This window comes from Jatrophihabitans sp., assembly GCF_036000465.1.
Taxonomy (GTDB): domain Bacteria; phylum Actinomycetota; class Actinomycetes; order Mycobacteriales; family Jatrophihabitantaceae; genus Jatrophihabitans.
Window position 1 is genome coordinate 1 of record NZ_DASYFV010000072.1, and the last position, 18,034, is coordinate 18,034.

General features: G+C 73.4%; 18 protein-coding genes. 11 read left to right on the forward strand and 7 right to left on the reverse strand.

The genetic code is table 11. The annotated features are described in order from the left end of the window. Positions 1-52 precede the first annotated feature (52 nt). On the forward strand, positions 53-703 hold the full coding sequence (locus VGN18_RS19490) for an FMN-dependent NADH-azoreductase (protein ID WP_327541392.1): 651 nt from the start codon (positions 53-55) through the stop codon (positions 701-703). A gap of 23 nt (positions 704-726) precedes the next feature. Here the strand turns inward: VGN18_RS19490 and VGN18_RS19495 are convergent, their stop codons facing one another. Together VGN18_RS19495 and VGN18_RS19500 are read right to left on the reverse strand one after the other, a co-directional pair. Beyond that, positions 727-2,208, reverse strand: a complete 1,482-nt coding sequence (locus VGN18_RS19495) for a PAS domain-containing protein (RefSeq protein WP_327541393.1) — start codon at positions 2,206-2,208, stop codon at positions 727-729. Positions 2,209-2,302: 94 nt separating this feature from the next. Beyond that, complete coding sequence (locus VGN18_RS19500) at positions 2,303-2,542, reverse strand: DUF7455 domain-containing protein (RefSeq protein WP_327541394.1); 240 nt, start codon at positions 2,540-2,542, stop codon at positions 2,303-2,305. Between the two features lie 196 nt (positions 2,543-2,738). On the opposite strand from VGN18_RS19500, the gene VGN18_RS19505 reads away from it, so the two are divergent. Genes VGN18_RS19505 through VGN18_RS19515 form a run of 3 tightly spaced genes read left to right on the forward strand, consistent with a single transcriptional unit; the run spans position 2,739 to position 5,072 of the window. Continuing rightward, on the forward strand, positions 2,739-3,551 hold the full coding sequence (locus VGN18_RS19505) for a pentapeptide repeat-containing protein (protein WP_327541395.1): 813 nt from the start codon (positions 2,739-2,741) through the stop codon (positions 3,549-3,551). A gap of 40 nt (positions 3,552-3,591) precedes the next feature. Then, the gene (locus VGN18_RS19510; protein ID WP_327541396.1) at positions 3,592-4,089 is read left to right on the forward strand and encodes a DUF1992 domain-containing protein; all 498 of its coding nucleotides are present in this window, start codon (positions 3,592-3,594) and stop codon (positions 4,087-4,089) included. Continuing rightward, positions 4,080-5,072 (forward strand): NAD-dependent epimerase/dehydratase family protein, encoded by a 993-nt coding sequence (locus tag VGN18_RS19515; RefSeq protein WP_327541397.1) that lies wholly within the window; start codon positions 4,080-4,082, stop codon positions 5,070-5,072. The genes VGN18_RS19510 and VGN18_RS19515 overlap by 10 nt, the downstream gene beginning before the upstream one ends. Here the strand turns inward: VGN18_RS19515 and VGN18_RS19520 are convergent. Together VGN18_RS19520 and VGN18_RS19525 are read right to left on the reverse strand one after the other, a co-directional pair. Further along, entirely contained in the window at positions 5,027-6,487 is a 1,461-nt protein-coding gene (locus VGN18_RS19520; protein WP_327541398.1) for an aromatic amino acid lyase, read from the reverse strand. The genes VGN18_RS19515 and VGN18_RS19520 overlap by 46 nt on opposite strands. Beyond that, positions 6,484-6,912, reverse strand: a complete 429-nt coding sequence (locus VGN18_RS19525; protein ID WP_327541399.1) for a DUF1810 domain-containing protein — start codon at positions 6,910-6,912, stop codon at positions 6,484-6,486. The genes VGN18_RS19520 and VGN18_RS19525 overlap by 4 nt, the downstream gene beginning before the upstream one ends. A gap of 81 nt (positions 6,913-6,993) precedes the next feature. On the opposite strand from VGN18_RS19525, the gene VGN18_RS19530 reads away from it, so the two are divergent. The 4 genes from VGN18_RS19530 (at position 6,994) to VGN18_RS19545 (ending at position 12,583) form a co-directional block, all read left to right on the forward strand. After that, positions 6,994-7,299 carry an EthD family reductase gene (locus VGN18_RS19530; RefSeq protein WP_327541400.1) on the forward strand — a complete coding sequence of 102 codons (306 nt, stop codon included), beginning with the start codon at positions 6,994-6,996 and terminating at the stop codon, positions 7,297-7,299. A 9-nt stretch (positions 7,300-7,308) separates the two neighbouring features. Then, positions 7,309-9,192, forward strand: coding sequence for a propionyl-CoA synthetase (locus tag VGN18_RS19535; protein WP_327541401.1), 1,884 nt, complete (start codon positions 7,309-7,311; stop codon positions 9,190-9,192). A gap of 149 nt (positions 9,193-9,341) precedes the next feature. Beyond that, entirely contained in the window at positions 9,342-11,174 is a 1,833-nt protein-coding gene (locus VGN18_RS19540) for a DUF3556 domain-containing protein (protein WP_327541402.1), read from the forward strand. Beyond that, complete coding sequence (locus VGN18_RS19545; RefSeq protein ID WP_327541403.1) at positions 11,171-12,583, forward strand: NAD(P)/FAD-dependent oxidoreductase; 1,413 nt, start codon at positions 11,171-11,173, stop codon at positions 12,581-12,583. The genes VGN18_RS19540 and VGN18_RS19545 overlap by 4 nt, the downstream gene beginning before the upstream one ends. Before the next feature lie 3 nt (positions 12,584-12,586). Here VGN18_RS19545 and VGN18_RS19550 read toward each other — a convergent pair whose 3' ends face one another. After that, entirely contained in the window at positions 12,587-13,213 is a 627-nt protein-coding gene (locus VGN18_RS19550) for a LysE family translocator (protein ID WP_327541404.1), read from the reverse strand. Between the two features lie 31 nt (positions 13,214-13,244). After that, positions 13,245-13,697 carry a YiiD C-terminal domain-containing protein gene (locus VGN18_RS19555; RefSeq protein ID WP_327541405.1) on the reverse strand — a complete coding sequence of 151 codons (453 nt, stop codon included), beginning with the start codon at positions 13,695-13,697 and terminating at the stop codon, positions 13,245-13,247. A 34-nt stretch (positions 13,698-13,731) separates the two neighbouring features. Between VGN18_RS19555 and VGN18_RS19560 the strand changes: the two genes are divergently transcribed. From VGN18_RS19560 to VGN18_RS19570, 3 genes are all read left to right on the forward strand, one after another. Continuing rightward, positions 13,732-14,679 (forward strand): carbohydrate kinase, encoded by a 948-nt coding sequence (locus VGN18_RS19560; protein ID WP_327541406.1) that lies wholly within the window; start codon positions 13,732-13,734, stop codon positions 14,677-14,679. A gap of 8 nt (positions 14,680-14,687) precedes the next feature. Next, entirely contained in the window at positions 14,688-15,932 is a 1,245-nt protein-coding gene (locus VGN18_RS19565; RefSeq protein WP_327541407.1) for an ammonium transporter, read from the forward strand. 134 nt (positions 15,933-16,066) lie between these two features. After that, a complete protein-coding gene (locus tag VGN18_RS19570; RefSeq protein ID WP_327541408.1) occupies positions 16,067-17,290 on the forward strand; it encodes a CapA family protein in 1,224 nt (407 codons plus the stop codon). On the opposite strand, the gene VGN18_RS19575 is transcribed toward VGN18_RS19570, so the two are convergent. After that, complete coding sequence (locus VGN18_RS19575; protein WP_327541409.1) at positions 17,265-17,987, reverse strand: hypothetical protein; 723 nt, start codon at positions 17,985-17,987, stop codon at positions 17,265-17,267. The genes VGN18_RS19570 and VGN18_RS19575 overlap by 26 nt on opposite strands. Positions 17,988-18,034: the final 47 nt, after the last annotated feature.

The following is an 18,034-nucleotide window of genomic DNA, read 5'->3' on the forward strand; positions in this document are numbered from 1 at the left end:
TAGTTCGAAACGTGTTACACGGGTAATGCGTGTAGTTCAACCTGGAGGACCCATGTCCCTGTTCCGCCTGGACGCCAGCATCCGTGTCGACGGCTCGCACAGCCGCGAGATCGCCGACATCGTCGAGCAGGAGTGGCGCGCTGCCCACCCCGGCTCCCCGGTCGTTCGCCGCCACGTCGGCACCGAGCCAGTCCCCGCGGCCGCCTGGGCGACGGCCGTCGGCGCCTCGATGACACCCGAGGCCGATCGCTCGCCCGAGCAGCGTGAGGCCGTCGCGCTCGCCGCCGAGGCGGTCGACCAGCTCGTCGACGCCGATGCCCTGCTCTTCGCCGTCCCGCTCTACAACTTCGGTGTCTCGCAGCACTTCAAGACCTGGGCCGACCTCGTCATCACCGATCCGCGCATGGCGGCGGGCGCGCAGCCGGTGACGGCGGGCAAGCCGGCCGTGCTCGTCACCGTGCGCGGCGGCAGCTACGCCGCCGGCACGCCGCGCGAGGGTTGGGACCACGCCACCGGCTGGATGCGCCGCATCCTGGAGGACGTGTGGCAGCTCGACCTGCGGGTCGTCGAGAGCGAGTTCACCCTCGTCGGCGTGAACCCCGCCCTCGACCAGTTCCAGGACCTCGCGAAGGAGATCCGGCAGCGGGCCGAGGACGCGGCCCGGGCCGAGGGCCGCTCCCTCGGCGAGCGCCTCGCCGCCTGAGGACCACCTCACCCGGTGACCCGTCAGGCGTCGACCGTCTCCTCGGCCAGCACCTCGCCGATCACGGTGGCGAGGTCCATCCGCAGGCCCTTCTCGACGTAGCGGGCGGCACCGGCGGCGAGCGCCCGGCGAGCCATGATCGACTGGTCGAAGCCGGAGAGCACGATGACGCGCACGCCGGGTACCGCGGCGCGGATGAGCGGCAGGGCCTGCAACCCGTCCATCCGCGGCATCGCGAGGTCGAGGATCACGATGTCGGGCTGCAGCTGCTGCGCGGAGTCCACGGCCTGCTCGCCGTCGGCCGCATCGCCCACGACCTCGTACCGACCGTCGGCCGCGATCTGGGCGCGCAGCAGGTGCCGCACGTCGTCGTTGTCGTCGACGACGAGGACGCGGGCCGCGGGCGCGGCCGCGGCGTCGCCGTCGGCGGCCGGCGGGGGCGCCGCGGCGATGGTCGAGGGCCGCTCCCGGACAAGATCACCCGGGGCGGTCTCCGAGCCGTCGAGCGGGGTCAGCCAGTCGTTCATCAAGCGGCGCGCCGACGCGAGCGTGCGGTCGAGGTAGTCGGCTGCGGCGGCGAGGTCACCACCGCGCATCGAGTACACGGCAGCGCTGAGGCCCTGCACGACGTTGTCGTTCACCTCGAGCGCCTGCCGCCGACGCACCTGCGCCTCGCGCAGCGTGACCGCCTGGGCCTCGTGCGCCTCCTCGGCGCGCACCCGCTCGGTCACGTCGATGCAGGTCCCACGCATGCGTATCGGCGTGCCCTGCTCGTCCCGCAGCACCTGCCCGTTGGAGGCGAGGTAGCGCACCTCGCCGTCGGGTCGCACGATGCGCTCGATCATCTGGTAGGGCTCGCCCGTGGCGTACGCCTGCTGGTGGATCTGCATGATCCGCTCGCGGTCGTCCGGGTGGATGTGGGACAGGAAGCGGTCGTAGCCGGCGTTGAACTCCTGCGGCTCGTAGCCGTAGATCCGGTAGAGCTGATCCGACCAGGTGTTGGTGTCGGTGGCGATGTGCCAGTCGTAGTCGCCCATGTCGGCGAGCTGCTGGGCGTTGTCGACGCGGGCGATGAGGTCGGTCAGCCGGTGCTCGGCGTCGAGCCGGGCGAGGGCGCCGCCGAGCAGCTCGATCGCCTCGTCCAGGTCGTCGTCGGTCTCGTCGGTGGCGGCCACCACCGCGACGAGATCGCCGCCGGGCAGCCGGCGGCCGCGGGCCCGGACGATGCCGGCCGCGACCCACGCCGGCGGCAGCTCGAGCGCGCCGGCCGGCCCGAGAGGGAGCTCGAGGAGGCCGGTCGGCAACTCGGCCTCGGGCAGCGGTGCCCCGGTGCGTAGCGCGACGGTCGGACCCGACGCGGTGATGAGCACGAGGAGCAGCGAGCGCTCGCCGCCGATCCGGGCGAGGAGCGGGGTGGCATCGGTCAGCAGCAGACCGCGATCCTCGGTGGTGGCACAGAGTCGGGCGAGTTCACGTAGCCCACCGTCGATCGGGACCGCCTGCACAGTGCCTCCATTCCAGGCCCCCGTCGCCTTCAGTGGAAGCGTGGACGGGTCGGGGTCCGACGGCCAGTGCTGAAGGTCCCCGCGGTGCGACGTCTCAGACGGCGTCGGACTTCGACGACCAGCCGGAGAGCACGAGGGCCCGCTCGTCGTGGGTGACGACGGCGACCCGGGCCAGCTCAGCGGTGTTCTCGGCGTAGTGGTGCGAGCAGAACAGCAACGGCAGGCTCGAGGCGGTGAGGACGACGCGGACGTAGGCCTCGGCGCCGCAGCGGTCGCAACGGTCGAGCGCGCGGACGAGGAAGGGGTGGGCGACTGCCTCGGCGAAGACCGACATGATGCGCTCCTTGGATCCGGCGGCCGGGGCTGCGGATGTCGTCGGGTCCCTGCGACCCTCCACCGTCAACGCTAGGCGCGCCCCGGTGGCCCGCACAGAATCGATCACCCCTGGTGTGGGCAGCGAAACGTCCCCTGCCGCGCGGTTGCTGCGAACCCCGCGCGACAGTGCAGATGCACCGTGCGAGGCTCGGGCCGTGCCCGGAGAGACCGACCTGCGCGGTGACTGCGCCCGCTGCAGCGGGTTGTGCTGCGTGGCCCTGCCCTTCGGCCGCTCGGCCGACTTCGCGATCGACAAACCGGCCGGCAGCCCGTGCCGCCACCTGCGGGCGGACTCGCGGTGCGGCATCCACGACCGGCTGCGGCCGGAGGGCTTCCCGGGGTGCACCGTCTACGACTGCTTCGGCGCGGGCCAGCGCGTCACCCAGCTGACGTTCAGCGGCCGCAGCTGGCGCGAATCGGCCGCTCTGGCCCGGCAGATGTTCGACGTCTTCGCGGTCGCCCGGCCGCTGCACGAACTGCTCTGGTACCTCCAGGCCGCCGCCGCGCTGCCCGCGGCCGAGTCGCTGCGGGCCGATCTCGAGCGGCTGCACGACCTCGTCGACGACCGGACGCGCGCGGCGCCGGACGAGCTCGTCGCGGTCGATGTCGACGCGATCCGGGCCGAGGTCGACCCACTGCTGCAGCGGGCGAGCGAGCTGGCCCGGGCCGGCCTGGGCCGCGGGCCCGATCGGCGGCGGGCCGATCTCGTCGGGGCCCGGCTGCGCGGCGCCGACCTGCGCGGCTGCGACCTGCGCGGGGCGTTGCTCATCGGCGCCGACCTGCGCGGGGCCGACCTGCGTCTCGCCGATCTCATCGGGGCCGACCTGCGGGCGACCGACCTGCGCGGCGCCGACCTGACCGGCGCGCTGTTCATGACCCAGCCGCAGCTCGTCGCCGCCGTGGGCGACGAGCGCACCCTGCTCCCGGCCGGGCTCGACCGGCCCGCGCACTGGGCCACCGGATCATGATCGCTCGCTAGGATCGGACGGGACCGGCGAGGAGGTTCCGATGACGCCCAGACGTCCCCCACAGCTACCGGTGGAGACCTGGATCGAGCACCAGATCCGCACGGCCCAGGCCGACGGCGCGTTCGAGAACCTGCCCGGCGCCGGCCGCCCGATCCCCGACATCGACAAGCCGCAGTCCGAGCTCGCCTGGGTGGCGAACTACCTGCGCCGCGAGGAGGTCGACGTCGCCGGCCTGCTGCCCCCCGGGCTCGCCCTGGCCAAGGAGGTCGAGGACCTGCCGGCGCGGCTGGCGCGCGAACGCTCCGAGGTGCGCGCGCGGGCGATCGTCGAAGACCTCAACGCCCGCATCGTCCGGGCCCACGCGATGCCCCAGGTCGGGCCCCCGTTGCGGGTGCGCACCGTCGACGTCGACGACGCGATCGGGCGGTGGCGCGCGACCCGCGCCGCCGCGGCCGCCGCCCGCCCCGTCCCCGTCGCACCGGTCGTCCCGCCGAGCCGACGGCGCCACTGGTGGAGCCGGCGGTCGACATGCCACTGACCGTCGCCGTCACCGGACCGACCGGCGAGATCGGCCAGTCGGCCGTCGCCGCGCTCGAACGCGCGCCCGAGGTCGAGCGGGTGCTCGGCATGGCGCGACGGCCGTTCGACCCGGCGGCCCACGGGTGGAGCAGGACCGAGTACCGCCAGGGCGACATCCTCGACCGGGACGCCGTGGCCGCCCTGGTCGCCGACGCCGACGTCGTCGTACACCTGGCCTACCTGATCATGGGGACGCGTGAGGAGAGCCGGCGCATCAACCTCGCCGGCACCCGCAACGTCTTCCAGGCCGCGGTCGCCGCCGCCCGCCCCCGCCGGCTCGTCTACACCTCCTCGGTCGCGGCCTACGGCTACCACGCCGACAACCCGGTGCCGCTCACCGAGGACACGCCGACCCGCGGTTCGAAGGAGCACTACTACAGCGAGCAGAAGGCCGAGTGCGAAGACGTACTCCGTACCGTGACGGACGGTTCGGGACTCGAGGTCTACGTGCTGCGTCCGAGCATCGTGGCCGGTCCGAAGGCCCCCATGCTGGCCGAGACCATGCCGTGGCGGCAGTTGGGCGAGAAGCTGCCGGCCGCGCTGCGCGGGGTGGTCGGGCTGATCGAGGGCGTTCTGCCGTTGATGCCCGACCCGGGCGTGCCGGTGCAGCTCGTGCACCACGACGACGTCGCAGCGGCGATCGCGCTCGCCGCCACCGGGGCGGGGGAGCCGGGCGCCTACAACCTCGGGGGCGACGGCACGGTGTCGTTCGGCGACATCGCCCACGCCACGGGCACGCGCTCGATCCGGGTGCCGCGGGCCGCGGCGGTGGCGACCTCGGCCCTGCTCGCCCGCCTGCCGATGGTGCCCTCGGCCGCCGAGTGGTTGCACGCCACCCGCACCTCGACCGTCATGGACACGACGCGGGCGAAGACCCGCCTCGGCTGGGCCCCGCGCTACTCGAGCCGCGAGACCCTGGACGCCCTGGCCGCCTCGCTCTGATCGGCGGTGAGCAGGCGCTCGGCGTGCAGCAGGTCGGCGGTGAGGTCGCGGTCGGTGAGGGAGGTCTCCAGGCCGTCGCACCCGGCCAGCCAGTCGGCCAGCGGCGGGGGGGCCAGGTTGCGCGCGCGCAGGCACCGCACCGCCGCGACCATCTCCCCGGCCAGCACGCTGCGGAACATCGGCACGGCGTCGAGCGCCTGGCGGGCGGCGAGCGAGGCGAAGCTGGCGTCCTCCTCGACGCCGTGCGAGAGCGTCACGGTCTGCAGGGCCGCCGGGGTGGCCAGCGCGCGGAGCGACGACAGCGCCGAGGCCACCACGTACTCCACCGTCATCACCCCGGAGGCGCCGGGACGGCCGTCCCCGAGGAACGCCGGCAGCCCGGTCATGGCCGGGTCGCACAGCATCGACAGCCGGGCGAGTGACAGCTGCGCCGCCTTCACCAGCGCGAGGCGCAGGGAGTCCAGCGCCTGGGCGAGGTACGCGACGTGGAAGCCGCCGTGGTGCGCGACCTCCTCCTCGGGCAGGAACACCGGGTTCTCGCTCGGTGCGCTGACCAGCTTCTCGACGACGGTGTCGAGGATGTCGATGGAGTCGAGCAGCGGGCCGTGCACCTGGGGCAGCGCCCGCAGGGCGAACGGATCCTGGATGCGGGCGCCGTCGGCCCCGGTGTCGATGAGCGCGCGCATCCGCCGGCAGACCTCCTGCGCGCCACGGAACGGGGTCACCTGCTCGACCACCGGGCTGAACGCCTCGGGGTTGCCCCTCGCCCCGGTGAACGTGGCGGCGGCGACGGTCAGGGCCTGCACCGCGAGGTCGCGCAGCGCGGTGCTCGCCAGCGCGGCGTCGGCGATCGTCGCCGCGTTGCTCGAGAGCAGGGGCAGCGCATCACCGATGCCGAAGCGCACCGGGCCGGGCATCGGCTGCGAGGTCGGCACCTCGCCCAGCAGCCCCAGCGCCGTCGTCGCGAGCGCGGCGAGATCGCCGGTGCCGACCCCGCCGAGCTCGCGGATCGGTGGCAGGGCATCGGCCCGCAGCATCGTGGCCAGCCCGTCGATGACGGACGGGTCCACCCCGCTGCCGCCGGCGGCGAGCTGGTTGAGCCGGACGACGAGCGTGGCCCGCACCCGCTCGGGCGAGCGCAGCGGCCCGAGCGACGACGCGTGGCTGCGCAGCAGCGCCAGGGCCGGATCGCCGGGCTCGGCCGGCGTCGGGTCCTCGAGCGGGATCAGCCGGTTGCCGCCGACGCCGGTCGAGCGGCCGTAGACCGGACGTCGCGCCGCGGTCTGGTCGGCGTGGGCCCGGGCCGCGAGCGCCCGCGCCATCGAGGTGACCCGCACGGGCACGCCCCCGGCCGCGACCCGCGCGATGTCGCCGACGGTCAGCGACGACCCGTCGAGTTCGAGCACCTCGGTCACGGTCGGCCCAGCAGCCGGTCGGTCTCGGGATCGGCCGCCCCGTCGAAGAAGCGGTCCAGGACCGTCGCGAACAGCGGCTCGTCGGGCGCGGCGCGGGCGAACAGCGTCATCGACGACCGCAGCTTCATCGCGTCGATGCCGCCGAAGATCTGCTCGGCGCTGCGGCCGGACGTGCCGGCGACGATCCGCGTGCACTCGATCAGCCGCGGCCCGAGCACCGGGTGGGCCAGGTAGGCCCGGCCCTCGTCGAGCGAGGCGATCCCGTAGCGCTGGGCGGTCGCGCTGCGGCCGAGCCCGGAGAGCTGAGGGAAGACGAACCACATCCAGTGGCTGTCCTTGCGGCCCCGTTCGAGTTCGGCGAGCACCCGCGCGAAGACGCTCTCCTGAGCGTCGACGAAGCGGGCGAGATCGTGCGGGTCGGTCATGGTGCGAGCGTGCCACGCCGGCCGGGGACATCGTCCGATCGGAGGGGGTGCGAAACCGCCGATCTCCGATACGTTCGAGACATGACCGTCAAACTCGTAGTCCTGTACACCCAGCCCGACGACGCCGACGCGTTCGACAAGCACTACCTGGCGGTGCACGGACCGCTCGTCGACACCATCCCCGGCCTCGAACACTGGGAGGGCGCGCGGATCGTCGCCGCCGCCGACGGGGGCGAGAGCACCTACCACCGCATCGCCGAGCTCTGGTTCACCGACCAGTCCGCCCTGCAGGCCGCGCTCGGTTCGGACGAGGGCAAGGCGACGGCCGGCGACTACCAGAAGATCGCCCCTCCCGGCTCGCGGATGTTCGTCGCCGCGGTCGACTGAGGTCGCGACGTGGGCCGGTACAGCGACACCTTCCGGGCGAGCATCGAGTCGCGCGAGCAGTTCTGGCTCGATGCCGCCGCGGCCGTCCAGTGGACGACCCCGCCGACGCGCGCGCTCGACGCCTCGAACCCACCGCTCTACCGCTGGTTCCCTGACGGGGAGCTGAACACGTCGGTCAACGCGCTTGACCGTCACGTCGACGACGGCCGGGCCGATCAGCCCGCGCTGATCTGGGATTCGGCCGTCACCGACTCGACCCGCACGCTCAGCTACCGCGAGCTGCGCGACGAGGTGGCCACCTTCGCCGGCGGCCTCGCCTCGCTGGGAGTGGGCCGCGGCGATCGCGTGCTCGTCTATATGCCGATGGTGCCCGAGGCCGTGGTCGCGATGCTGGCCTGCGCCCGCCTCGGCGCCGTCCATTCCGTCGTGTTCGGCGGCTTCGCGCCGCGCGAACTCGCCGCCCGCATCGACGACGCGACGCCCAAGGTCGTCGTGGCGGCGTCGTGCGGCATCGAGCCGACCCGGGTCGTCGAGTACCAGCCGATCATCGACGAGGCCCTCGGACGGACGGCCCACCAGCCCGACCACGTCGTCATGCTGCAGCGGGAGAAGGCGCCGGCCGCGCTGGGCGAGCGCTACGTCGAGTGGACCGAGCTCGTCGCCGATGCCGCGCCGGCCGACCCGGTGCCGGTGGCCGCCACCGACCCGCTCTACATCCTCTACACGTCGGGCACGACCGGCCGGCCGAAGGGCGTCGTCCGCGACGCCGGAGGCCACGCCGTCGCGCTGGCCTGGTCGATGCGCAACGTCTACGACGTCAGCCCGGGCGACGTCTGGTGGACCGCCTCGGACGTCGGCTGGGTCGTCGGGCACAGCTACATCGTCTACGCGCCGCTGATCATCGGCGCCACCACCGTGATGTACGAGGGCAAACCGGTCGGCACCCCCGACGCGGGAGCGTTCTGGCGGGTCATCGCCGACCACGCGGTGACCGCGCTCTTCACCGCGCCGACGGCCCTGCGGGCGATCAAGCGGGTCGACCCCGACGGCGCCGAGATCGCGAAGTACGACCTCAGCGCCTTCCGCACACTGTTCATGGCCGGCGAGCGGCTCGACCCGGAGACGCTCAACTGGGCCGGCGAGAAGCTCGGCGTGCCGGTCATCGACCACTGGTGGCAGACCGAGACGGGCTGGCCGATCGCGGCCAACCTGCGCGGGCTCGAACCGATGCCGGTGAAGCCGGGCTCGGCCACGATGCCGGTGCCGGGGTGGGACGTGCAGATCCTCGACCCCGACGGCGCCGAGGTGCCGCGCGGCGAGCAGGGCGCGATCGCGATCAAGCTGCCGCTGCCGCCCGGCTCGCTGCCGACCCTCTGGGGCGACGACCAGCGCTACATCACCGAGTACCTGTCGACCTACCCCGACTACTACCTCACCGGCGACGGCGGCTACCGCGACGCCGACGGCTACCTCTACGTCATGGGCCGCACCGACGATGTCATCAACGTGGCCGGTCACCGGCTCTCGACCGGCGAGATGGAGGCCGTGCTCGCCGCCCATCCCGCGGTCGCCGAGTGCGCCGTGATCGGCGTGCACGACAAGCTCAAGGGCCAGCTGGCCCGCGGGCTCGTCGTCCTCAAGGCCGGCGTCGACATCGACGAGGCGCAGCTCAAGCGCGAGCTGGTGGACTCGATCCGTCGCGAGATCGGGCCGGTGGCGGCCTTCCGCGACGTCGACGTCGTGCCGGGGCTGCCCAAGACCCGCTCGGGCAAGATCCTGCGCAAGACGATGCGGGGCATCGCCGACGGTCGCGACGAGGTCGTGCCGTCGACGATCGAGGATCCGGCGGTGCTCGACGCGCTGCGCCCCATCCTGACCGGGACGACCGACTGAGCCGCCCGCTCCGCAACACCCGCACCCGGCCGGCTTGACCGGACCTTCCACCCGAAGCGGACGCTCTGCGCGCGCCCCCGGCTACTCGAGGGTAGCTTCGGCATTCGATGCCCGTCCGACCCCGACGGACGGGCCTACGGAGGCTGGGCATGGGCTTCATCTCGCCGCGGATGCCGGACTTCGACCTCGACGAGTGGCGCGCGCAGCCCCACCACCGTCGCATCGAACCCCTGGCCCGCGACTGGGCGCTCAACGGGTTCGGCACGCCCGAGGCCATCTATCTGCTGTACCTGGTCAAGCTGCTTGTCTTTGTCGGCGGTGCGATCCTCGTCGTCGCCGCGACCTCCGACGTCGGCGGCATCACCGACGTCGATAGGTGGTGGACGACACCGATCGCCTACCAGAAGTTCGTGGTGTGGACGCTGCTCTGGGAGATCCTCGGCCTCGGCTGCGGCTCGATGCCGCTGACGTTCCGGTTCCTCCCGCCGGTCGGCGGGTTCCTCTACTGGCTCCGGCCGGGCACGATGCGGCTGCCGCCGTGGCCGGGCCGGATCCCGCCGACCGCCGGCACGCGGCGCACGCCGGTCGACGTGGCGCTCTACCTCGCCGTCCTGGTCGTCGGGGTCGGCCTGCTGTTCTCCGGCTCGTCGGCCGGATTCGCCACCCTGCCCGCAGCCGGCATCGCCGGGCTGCTCGTCTGCCTTGTCGCGCTCGGCCTGCGCGACAAGGCGCCGTCCCTCGCCGCCCGGCCCGAGCACTACGCCGTGATGCTGCTGATCTTCCTGTTCCCGCCGGAGAACATGATCTTCGCGCTCAAGCTGGTCATGATCGCCATGTGGTGGGGCGCGGCGACGTCGAAGCTGAACAAGCACTTCCCGTTCGTCGTCTCGGTGATGATCAGCAACACGCCGTGGCAGCGGTCGAAGTGGGTGAAGCGGCGGCTCTGGCGCGACTACCCGACCGACCTGCGGCCCGGGTCGCTGGCCCGGATGGCCGCGCACGGGGGCACCGTCGTCGAGTACACCGTCCCGCTGGTGCTGCTGCTCTCGCGCGGTGGCCTCGTCAGCACCGTCGCCGTGACGGTCATGGTGCTGTTCCACGTGCACATCACCTCGACCTTCCCGCTCGGCGTCCCGCTCGAGTGGAACCTCTTCTTCATCTTCTCGACGCTCTACCTGTTCGGGCACTACGCCGCCGTCGGGCCCGGCTCGTTCGCCTCCCCGGTGCTCGGCCTGCTGCTGCTCGGCCTGCTGGTCGGGCTGCCGGCGCTCGGCAACCTCAAGCCCGAGGCGGTGTCGTTCCTGCCGTCCATGCGCTACTACGCCGGCAACTGGGCGACGAGCGTGTGGCTGTTCCGCAACGACGGCGCCGAGGAGATCCTGGACCGCTCGCTGGTCAAGCCCGCGCCCGTCGTCGTCAAGCAGCTGACGAAGCTCTATGACGCGGAGACCGCGGAACTGCTGCTGTACAAGGGATTGGCGTTCCGGGCCATGCATTCGCACGGGCGCGCGCTCGGCGGCCTGATGACCCGCGCCGTCGACGACCTCACCGGGTACACGCCGCGCGAGGGCGAGCTCGTCGCCGGTGTCGCGCTCGGCTGGAACTTCGGCGAGGGGCACCTGCACAACGCCCAGCTGCTGGCCGCGGTGCAGGAGCTCTGCCACTTCGCCCCGGGACAGCTGCGGGTGATTACCCTGGAGTCGCAGCCCATCCACCAACCCGAGCAGCGCTACCAGATCCTCGACGCCGCCGATGGGCTGCTGGAGGAGGGCCTCGTGCAGGTCGACGACATGATCGAGCGGCAACCCTGGCTGGGTGCCGACGACGTGACGATCCCGGTCGAGGTCACGTTCAGCGCGAGCGGCGAGCTCGGCTTCAGCACCCCGAACGCCTTCGCCGACATCCTGGCCCTGGACGAGTCCCCGCGGCCGCGACCGCGGCCCCGCCCGTCCCCGCGATCGCAGCAGGCGCGGCCCACGTGACCCGAGCGGTCGTCGTCGGCTCCGGCCCGAACGGTCTCGCCGCCGCGGTCGAGCTCGCCCGGGCCGGCCTCGACGTCACCGTCTACGAGGCCGCCGACGAGATCGGCGGCGGCACCCGCACCAGCGAGCTGACCCGGCCCGGCCTGCTGCACGACCACTGCTCGGCGGTGCATCCGCTGGCGGTCGGCTCCCCGTTCCTGCAGACCCTCGACCTCGCCCGGCACGGTCTCGAATGGTGCTGGCCCGAGATCGATCTCGCCCACCCGCTCGACGGCGGGCGGGCGGCGGTGCTGACGCGCGACCTCGACACCACGGTGGCCGGTCTCGGCGCCGACGGCCCGGCCTGGCGCCGCTTCTTCGAACCGATCGCGGCCGGCTTCGACGGCCTGGCCGAGGACTTCCTCCGCCCGATCGTGCACGTGCCGCGGCACCCGCTGCGGCTGGCCCGCTTCGGTCTCGCCGCGCTGCTGCCGGCGTCGGTCGTCGTGCGGCAGTGGCGCACCGACGAGGCCCGGGCGCTGTTCGCCGGCATGGCCGCGCACGCCTTCCGCCCGCTGTCCAGCCCGACCAGCGCCTCGGTCGGCATCGCGCTGGGCGCCTCGGCGCACCGCTTCGGCTGGCCGGTCGCGCGGGGCGGATCACGGGCCATCTCCGACGCGCTGGCCGCCGAGCTGCGCGGCCACGGCGGTCGTATCGAGACCGGCCGCGAGATCACCTCCCTGGCCGAGCTCGGCGACGCCGACGTGACGATGCTCGACATCAGCCCGGCCGCGGCCGCCCGGCTGGCCGGCGATCGGATGCCGCGACGGGTGCGCCGGGCCTACACCCGCTACCGGCGCGGGCCGGCCGCGTTCAAGCTCGACCTCGCGGTCGAGGGAGGCCTCCCCTGGACGAACGAGGCCTGCCACCGGGCCGGCACCGTCCACGTCGGCGGCACCTACGAGCAGATCGCCGCGGCCGAGAAGGACGTCGGTCGCGGCCGGATGCCCGCGCGGCCGTTCGTGCTCGTCGCCCAGCAGTACGTCGCCGATCCGACCCGCTCGGCCGGCGACGTCCACCCCGTGTGGGCCTACGCCCACGTGCCGCACGGCTATCCGGGCGACGCGACCGAGGCGATCCTGGCCCAGCTCGAACGCTTCGCGCCCGGCACCCGCGAGCGCATAGTCGGGCAGTACGTCCGCACCCCGGCCGACATCGAGCGCGAGAACGCGAACTTCGCCGGGGGCGACATCTCCACCGGCGCCAACGACCCGATCCAGCTCCTGCTGCGGCCGCGGATCGCGCTCGACCCGTACCGCACCGGCATCCCGGGCGTGTACCTCTGCTCGGCCGCGACCCCGCCCGGCGCGGGCGTGCACGGCATGTGCGGCAGCAACGCGGCCGCGTCCGCGCTCAAGCACCTGCGCTGACGGTCAGCTCCGCGAGCCGGTGACGGCGACAGTGACGCCGAGTCCGACGATCGCGAGCCCACCGGCCCCGCCGATCGCCGCCGTGCGTCGCGGCGAGCCGGCCAGCCAGCTGCGGGCCGTGCCGGCGAGGACGGCCCAGGCGCTGTCGGTGACGAGCGCGATGGCGGGGAAGACGAGGCCGAGGAGCAGCAGCTGCTCGGGCACGTGCCCGGCGGCGCGGTCGACGAACTGCGGCGTGGCGACGGTGAAGAACACGATGGTCTTCGGATTGGCCAGGCCGACCAGCACGCCGTCGAGGAACTGACGCCGCCCGCGCGCGACCGGCACCGACCCGGTGAGGGCGTCGCTCAGCGCCCGCCGGTGCCGGAACGCCTGCACTCCGAGATACACGAGGTAGAGCGCGCCGGCGAACTTGATGACGGTGTAGACCTGCGACGAGCGCTGCACCAGCGTGCCGACGCCCAGGGCCACCGCCACGATCTGCAGGTAGACGCCGAGCGAGTTGCCGGCCGCGCTGATGACCGCGCCGCGGCGTCCGATGGTCAGGGCCCGGCCGATGGTGAAGAGCACGCTCGGCCCCGGGATCACGATGATCACGAACGACGTGATGATCCAGGCGAGCAGGTGCATGACGACACGCCAACCCAGCTTCCCCGCGGGCTCAGCGGCCGAAGGGGCGCAGCTGGTAGTCGCCCTTGGTTCGGGCGACTACCGTCCCGTCCTCGCCGGTGACCTCGGCCTCGAAGACGAACGGCACCTTCGCATCGGGCGTGGCGAGGGCCTTGATGCGGGCGATCTCGTCGTCCGCCATGGACGCGGTGGCGGTGAGCTTGCCCTTGCCCGGGGCGAGGAAGTCGATGGTCACGCTGCGCACGAGCGGGTAGTGCGTCGAGACGTCGAAGGTCGCGAAGTGGATGGCGCCGCCGAGCACCTCGGCGAGCGTGAACGTGACGCCGGCGTAGATGACGCCGAAGTGGTTGCCGTTGCCCTCGGCGGGGACCTCGGCCTTGACGAAGCCGGGCCGGAGCTCGACGAAGCGCACGCCCATGCGGTGCGCGACGGGGATCAGGGTCTCGAGGGCGGCGTTCAGCATCTCCGCAGGGGATTCGGTCACCGCCGCAGACTAGCGGCGGGTAGCCTCAGCGTCCGTGGCAGCGTTGCGTCCCGGCACCATCGCCGTGCTCGGCGAAGCTCTGCTCGACGTCGTGGAGACGGGGGACGACGACCCGCGCCTGGCCCGCCCCGGCGGCAGCCCCTACAACGTGGCCATCGGCCTGGCCCGCCTCGAACGCCCGACGGCGTTCGTCGGCCGTCTCTCGCACGACCCGCTCGGCATCATCCTGCGCCACCACGCCGAGCGCTCCGGCGTCGACCTGAGCCTCGCCGTCGACGCGCACGAGCCGTCGACGGTCGCGCTCGTCGAGTTGCAGGACGGCATCGCGCAGTACCGCTTCGGGGTCGACGGCACGGCCGACTTCCGCTGGACCGAGGCCGAGCTGGCGCTCGTGCCCGACGACATCGCCGCGCTGCACTTCGGCTCGCTCGCCTCGTGGACCCTGCCCGGCTCGCTCGCCATCGAGCACCGGGTCGCCGCCCTGCGCGAGCACGCGCTCATCAGCTACGACCCGAATGTCCGACCGCACCTGCAGTCCGATGCCGCCGCTGCCCGCGACCGCATCGAGCAGGCGTTGCCGCTCGCGCACCTCGTCAAGGCCAGCGAGGAGGACGTCGCGTACCTCTATCCCGGGGCCGACATCGACGACGTCGCGCGCGGCTGGCTCGCCGTCGGCCCCGCGCTGGTCGTCGTCACCCGCGGCGGCGAGGGGTCGAGCGCGTACACGGCCGGGGCGCAGACCGCTCGACCCGTCCACCCGGTCACCATCGCCGACACCGTGGGCGCGGGCGACGCGTTCACCACCGGCCTGCTCGACGCGCTCGCCGAGCGCGACCTGCTCGACGCCGCCCGGCTCGGCGGTCTCGACACCGCCACCCTCGATGCGGTGCTCGACCACGCGGCCCTCGTCGCGGCGATCACCTGCTCGCGGGCCGGCGCGAACCCGCCCCGCAAGGCCGAGCTCGCGGCTCACCGCGGCTGACCCCGACGATGCCCATCGACTCCGGCGACACCGCCTGGGTGCTGATCAGCACCGCGCTCGTGCTCTTCATGACGCCCGGGCTCGCCCTGTTCTACGGCGGCATGGTCCGCAGCAAGCACGTGCTGTCGATGCTGGCCCAGAACTTCGCCATCATCGCGGTCGTCAGCGTGGTGTGGGCGCTCGTCGGCTTCTCCCTCGCGTTCAGCGGCGACGCCGGCGGCGGGCTCATCGGCAACCTGCACCTGGTCGGCCTGGGCCACGCCAACGAGGCGCTGCCCGGCATCCACCTGACCGTCCCGCCGACCGCGTACGCCGGGTTCCAGATGATGTTCGCGGTGATCACCACCGCCCTGCTCACCGGCGCCGGGGCCGACCGCATGCGCTTCGGACCGTTCCTCGTGTTCTCGGTGGTCTGGGTCCTCGTGGTCTACGTGCCGCTCGCACACTGGGCGTTCTCGCCGCACGGCTGGCTCTTCCACCAGGGTTTGCTCGACTTCGCCGGCGGCACGGTCGTCGAGATCGACGCCGGCGCCTCGGCCCTCGCTCTCGTGCTGGTGCTCGGCAAGCGCCGCGGCTGGCCGGGCGAGCCGATGGCCCCGCACTCGCTGCCGCTCACGCTGCTCGGCGCCGGCATCCTCTGGTTCGGCTGGTTCGGTTTCAACGCGGGCTCGGCCCTCGCCTCCGGCCACCTCGCCGCCCAGGCGCTGATCGGCACGCACCTCGCCGGCTGTGGCGGGCTCATCGGCTGGATGGCGCTGGAGAAGCGGGCGACCGGCCACGCGACGACCCTCGGCGCGGCCTCGGGCGCGGTCGCCGGCCTGGTCGCCATCACCCCGGCCGCCGGCTACGTCAACAGCCTGGGCGCGATCGTCATCGGCCTGCTCGCCGGCGCCGCCGGGCTGTACGCGGTCCGGCTGAAGTTCCGGCACGGCTACGACGACTCGCTCGACGTCGTCGGCGTGCACGGCGTCTGCGGGGTGGTCGGCACGCTCGCCGTCGGCGTCCTCGCCACGCGGACGGTCAACCCGGTCGGCCGCGGGCTCATCGACGGCGGCGGGCTGCACCTGCTCGGCGTCCAGGCGCTCGGTGTCGTGGTCGCGGCGGCGTGGGCGTTCGTGATGACCGGCGTCATCGCGCTCGGCGTGCACAAGGTGCTCGGCCTGCGCGCCACACCCGAGGACGAGCTGGCCGGGCTCGACATGGCCGTCCATGCCGAGACGGCCTACGACCACGGAGCGTTCGGCGCCCGCTGACCCCCCGCACCTTCTCACCGCGGGCCCCCGACCGACCCACCGGATCCTCGCCCCGACCCGTTGGCGCGCCGACACCGCCCCGTCTGCGGCCCAGGTTCGCGGCGGCGCGGGCACATGCGTATTACCGTGCGGGCGTGCGCGGACGGACGGTGGCCACTGCGACGGCTCTGCTCGCCCTGCTCGCCGCCGGGTGCACGAGGCAGTCGGACCCGCATACCTCGCCGGCGCCCGGAACGTCGCGGGCGACTCCCGCCCGGTCGACGACCATCTCCCCGGCGCGATCGGCGACCGCCGCCGCGAGGCGGGCCACGTCCGGTGCGGCGTCGAAGCCCCGCAGCGTGACCGTCCTCGGCTCGGGAGACGTGCTCATCCACCCGCCGCTGTGGGAGCAGGCGCACGCCGACGCGAGCGCCGAGGGGAGGACCGGCTACGACTTCGGGCCGATGTACGCGAGCATCGCGCCCGACGTCCGCAGCGCCGATCTCGCCACCTGCGAGATGGAGACGCCGCTCGCCCCGCCGCAGGGACCCTTCTCGGGCTGGCCGACCTTCAGTGCCCCACCCCAGGTGCTCACCGCCCTGAGGGGCGTCGGCTACAAGACCTGCACCACGGCGTCGAACCACTCGCTCGACCAGGGCTACGACGGGCTGCGCCGCACCCTCGACGAGCTCGACGCCGCGGGCCTGCGGCACACCGGGAGCGCGCGCAGCGCGGCCGAGGCCGAGCACCCGCTCGTCGTCACGCTGCCCAACGGTCTTCGGGTCGGCCAGCTCGCCTACGCCTTCGGCTTCAACGGCATCCCGGTGCCGGCCGGCCGGCCGTGGATCGCGAACCTCATCGACGTGCCGACGATCCTCGCCGCGGCGAAGGCGCTGAAACACGACGGCGCCGACATCGTCGTCGTGTCGATGCACTGGGGCACCGAGTACGAACACCTCGCCACGGCCCAGCAGCGCGACGAGGCCCGCCGGCTGCTGGCGTCGCCGTACGTCGACCTGATCCTGGGCGACCACGCCCACGTCGTACAGCCGGCCGAGAAGATCTACGGCAAGTGGGTCTTCTACTGCATGGGCAACCAGATCTCGCGGCACGCCGATCCCATCGCGGTCGGACGCCAGGGGATCATGCCGCGGGTGACGTTCACCGAGACCTCGCCGCACCACTTCCGCATCACCGCGCAGGCCATCCCGACCTGGATGCAGGACTCGCCGGCGCTGCGCCTGGTCGATCTGCCCCGGGCGCTCGCGTCCGTCACCCTCACCGCCGAGCAGCGTCGCGACGACGAGGCCGCGCACCGCGCGATCGTCGGCTACCTCGACGCGTACGGGGCGGTCAGGGACGGTCTGCAGATCCGCTGACCGCGTCGCCCGGCGGCAGCGCGTACCGCTTGTGGGCCGAGTCCAGGAACAGGCCGATGAGAATGCCGGCGCTGATCAGGGGGAGCCAGATCCAGATCAGGAACGTGGTCAACGCGAGCGAGCCGATCAGCACGAGCACGACCACGTAGAGCACGAACGGCACGAGCACGGCCGCGAGGCAGCGGGCTCGCACGTCGCCGTGCGCCCGGAGCAGGGCGAGGTCGGAGGACGCGGCCCGCGCGCCGGTGGTGAGCGGCGTCGAGGGTTGCGCTGCGACTGACGGCTCGGCGGCAACCGGTTCCTCGGCGACGGGTTCGGCGGCGACCGACTCCTCGACGGGCGGGAACTGCGTGGTCGGCGCCTCGGGCACCGACGGCTCGGGCTCGACGATCGGCGCGATCCGCGTCGTGTGCGCCTCCTCGACGCTCGGCGCCTCCTCGACCGGGAGGACGGCCAGGGCGTCCTCGATCAGCGCCAGCCCGACCTGATCGGCCTCGGTCTCGGGCTCGGCCCGCGCTGGCGCCAGCATCGCGACGACCGGCAGCGCCTCGGAACCGTCGTCCGGCTCGGCGGCGCGGCGCGGCTTCGGCGCGGGGCGTCCGGGCGAATGACGGCCGAGCAGCGTGGCGACGTCGAGCACCGCGACGACGCGCTGCTCCTGCCCGCCCTCCTCGTCCGGTGCCGAATGCCGTCCCATCCCGCCAGTGTCGCAAATCCGGCCGCGACCCGCCGGGAGCACGCCGG

Excerpts from the sequence above, each read along its gene's own strand:
- VGN18_RS19490 (WP_327541392.1), top strand. The coding sequence starts at position 53 with ATGTCCCTGTTCCGCCTGGACGCCAGCATCCGTGTCGACGGCTCGCAC.
- VGN18_RS19500 (WP_327541394.1), bottom strand. The coding sequence starts at position 2,542 with ATGTCGGTCTTCGCCGAGGCAGTCGCCCACCCCTTCCTCGTCCGCGCG.
- VGN18_RS19510 (WP_327541396.1), top strand. The coding sequence starts at position 3,592 with ATGACGCCCAGACGTCCCCCACAGCTACCGGTGGAGACCTGGATCGAG.
- VGN18_RS19515 (WP_327541397.1), top strand. The coding sequence starts at position 4,080 with ATGCCACTGACCGTCGCCGTCACCGGACCGACCGGCGAGATCGGCCAG.
- VGN18_RS19525 (WP_327541399.1), bottom strand. The coding sequence starts at position 6,912 with ATGACCGACCCGCACGATCTCGCCCGCTTCGTCGACGCTCAGGAGAGC.
- VGN18_RS19530 (WP_327541400.1), top strand. The coding sequence starts at position 6,994 with ATGACCGTCAAACTCGTAGTCCTGTACACCCAGCCCGACGACGCCGAC.
- VGN18_RS19540 (WP_327541402.1), top strand. The coding sequence starts at position 9,342 with ATGGGCTTCATCTCGCCGCGGATGCCGGACTTCGACCTCGACGAGTGG.
- VGN18_RS19550 (WP_327541404.1), bottom strand. The coding sequence starts at position 13,213 with ATGCACCTGCTCGCCTGGATCATCACGTCGTTCGTGATCATCGTGATC.
- VGN18_RS19565 (WP_327541407.1), top strand. The coding sequence starts at position 14,688 with ATGCCCATCGACTCCGGCGACACCGCCTGGGTGCTGATCAGCACCGCG.
- VGN18_RS19575 (WP_327541409.1), bottom strand. The coding sequence starts at position 17,987 with ATGGGACGGCATTCGGCACCGGACGAGGAGGGCGGGCAGGAGCAGCGC.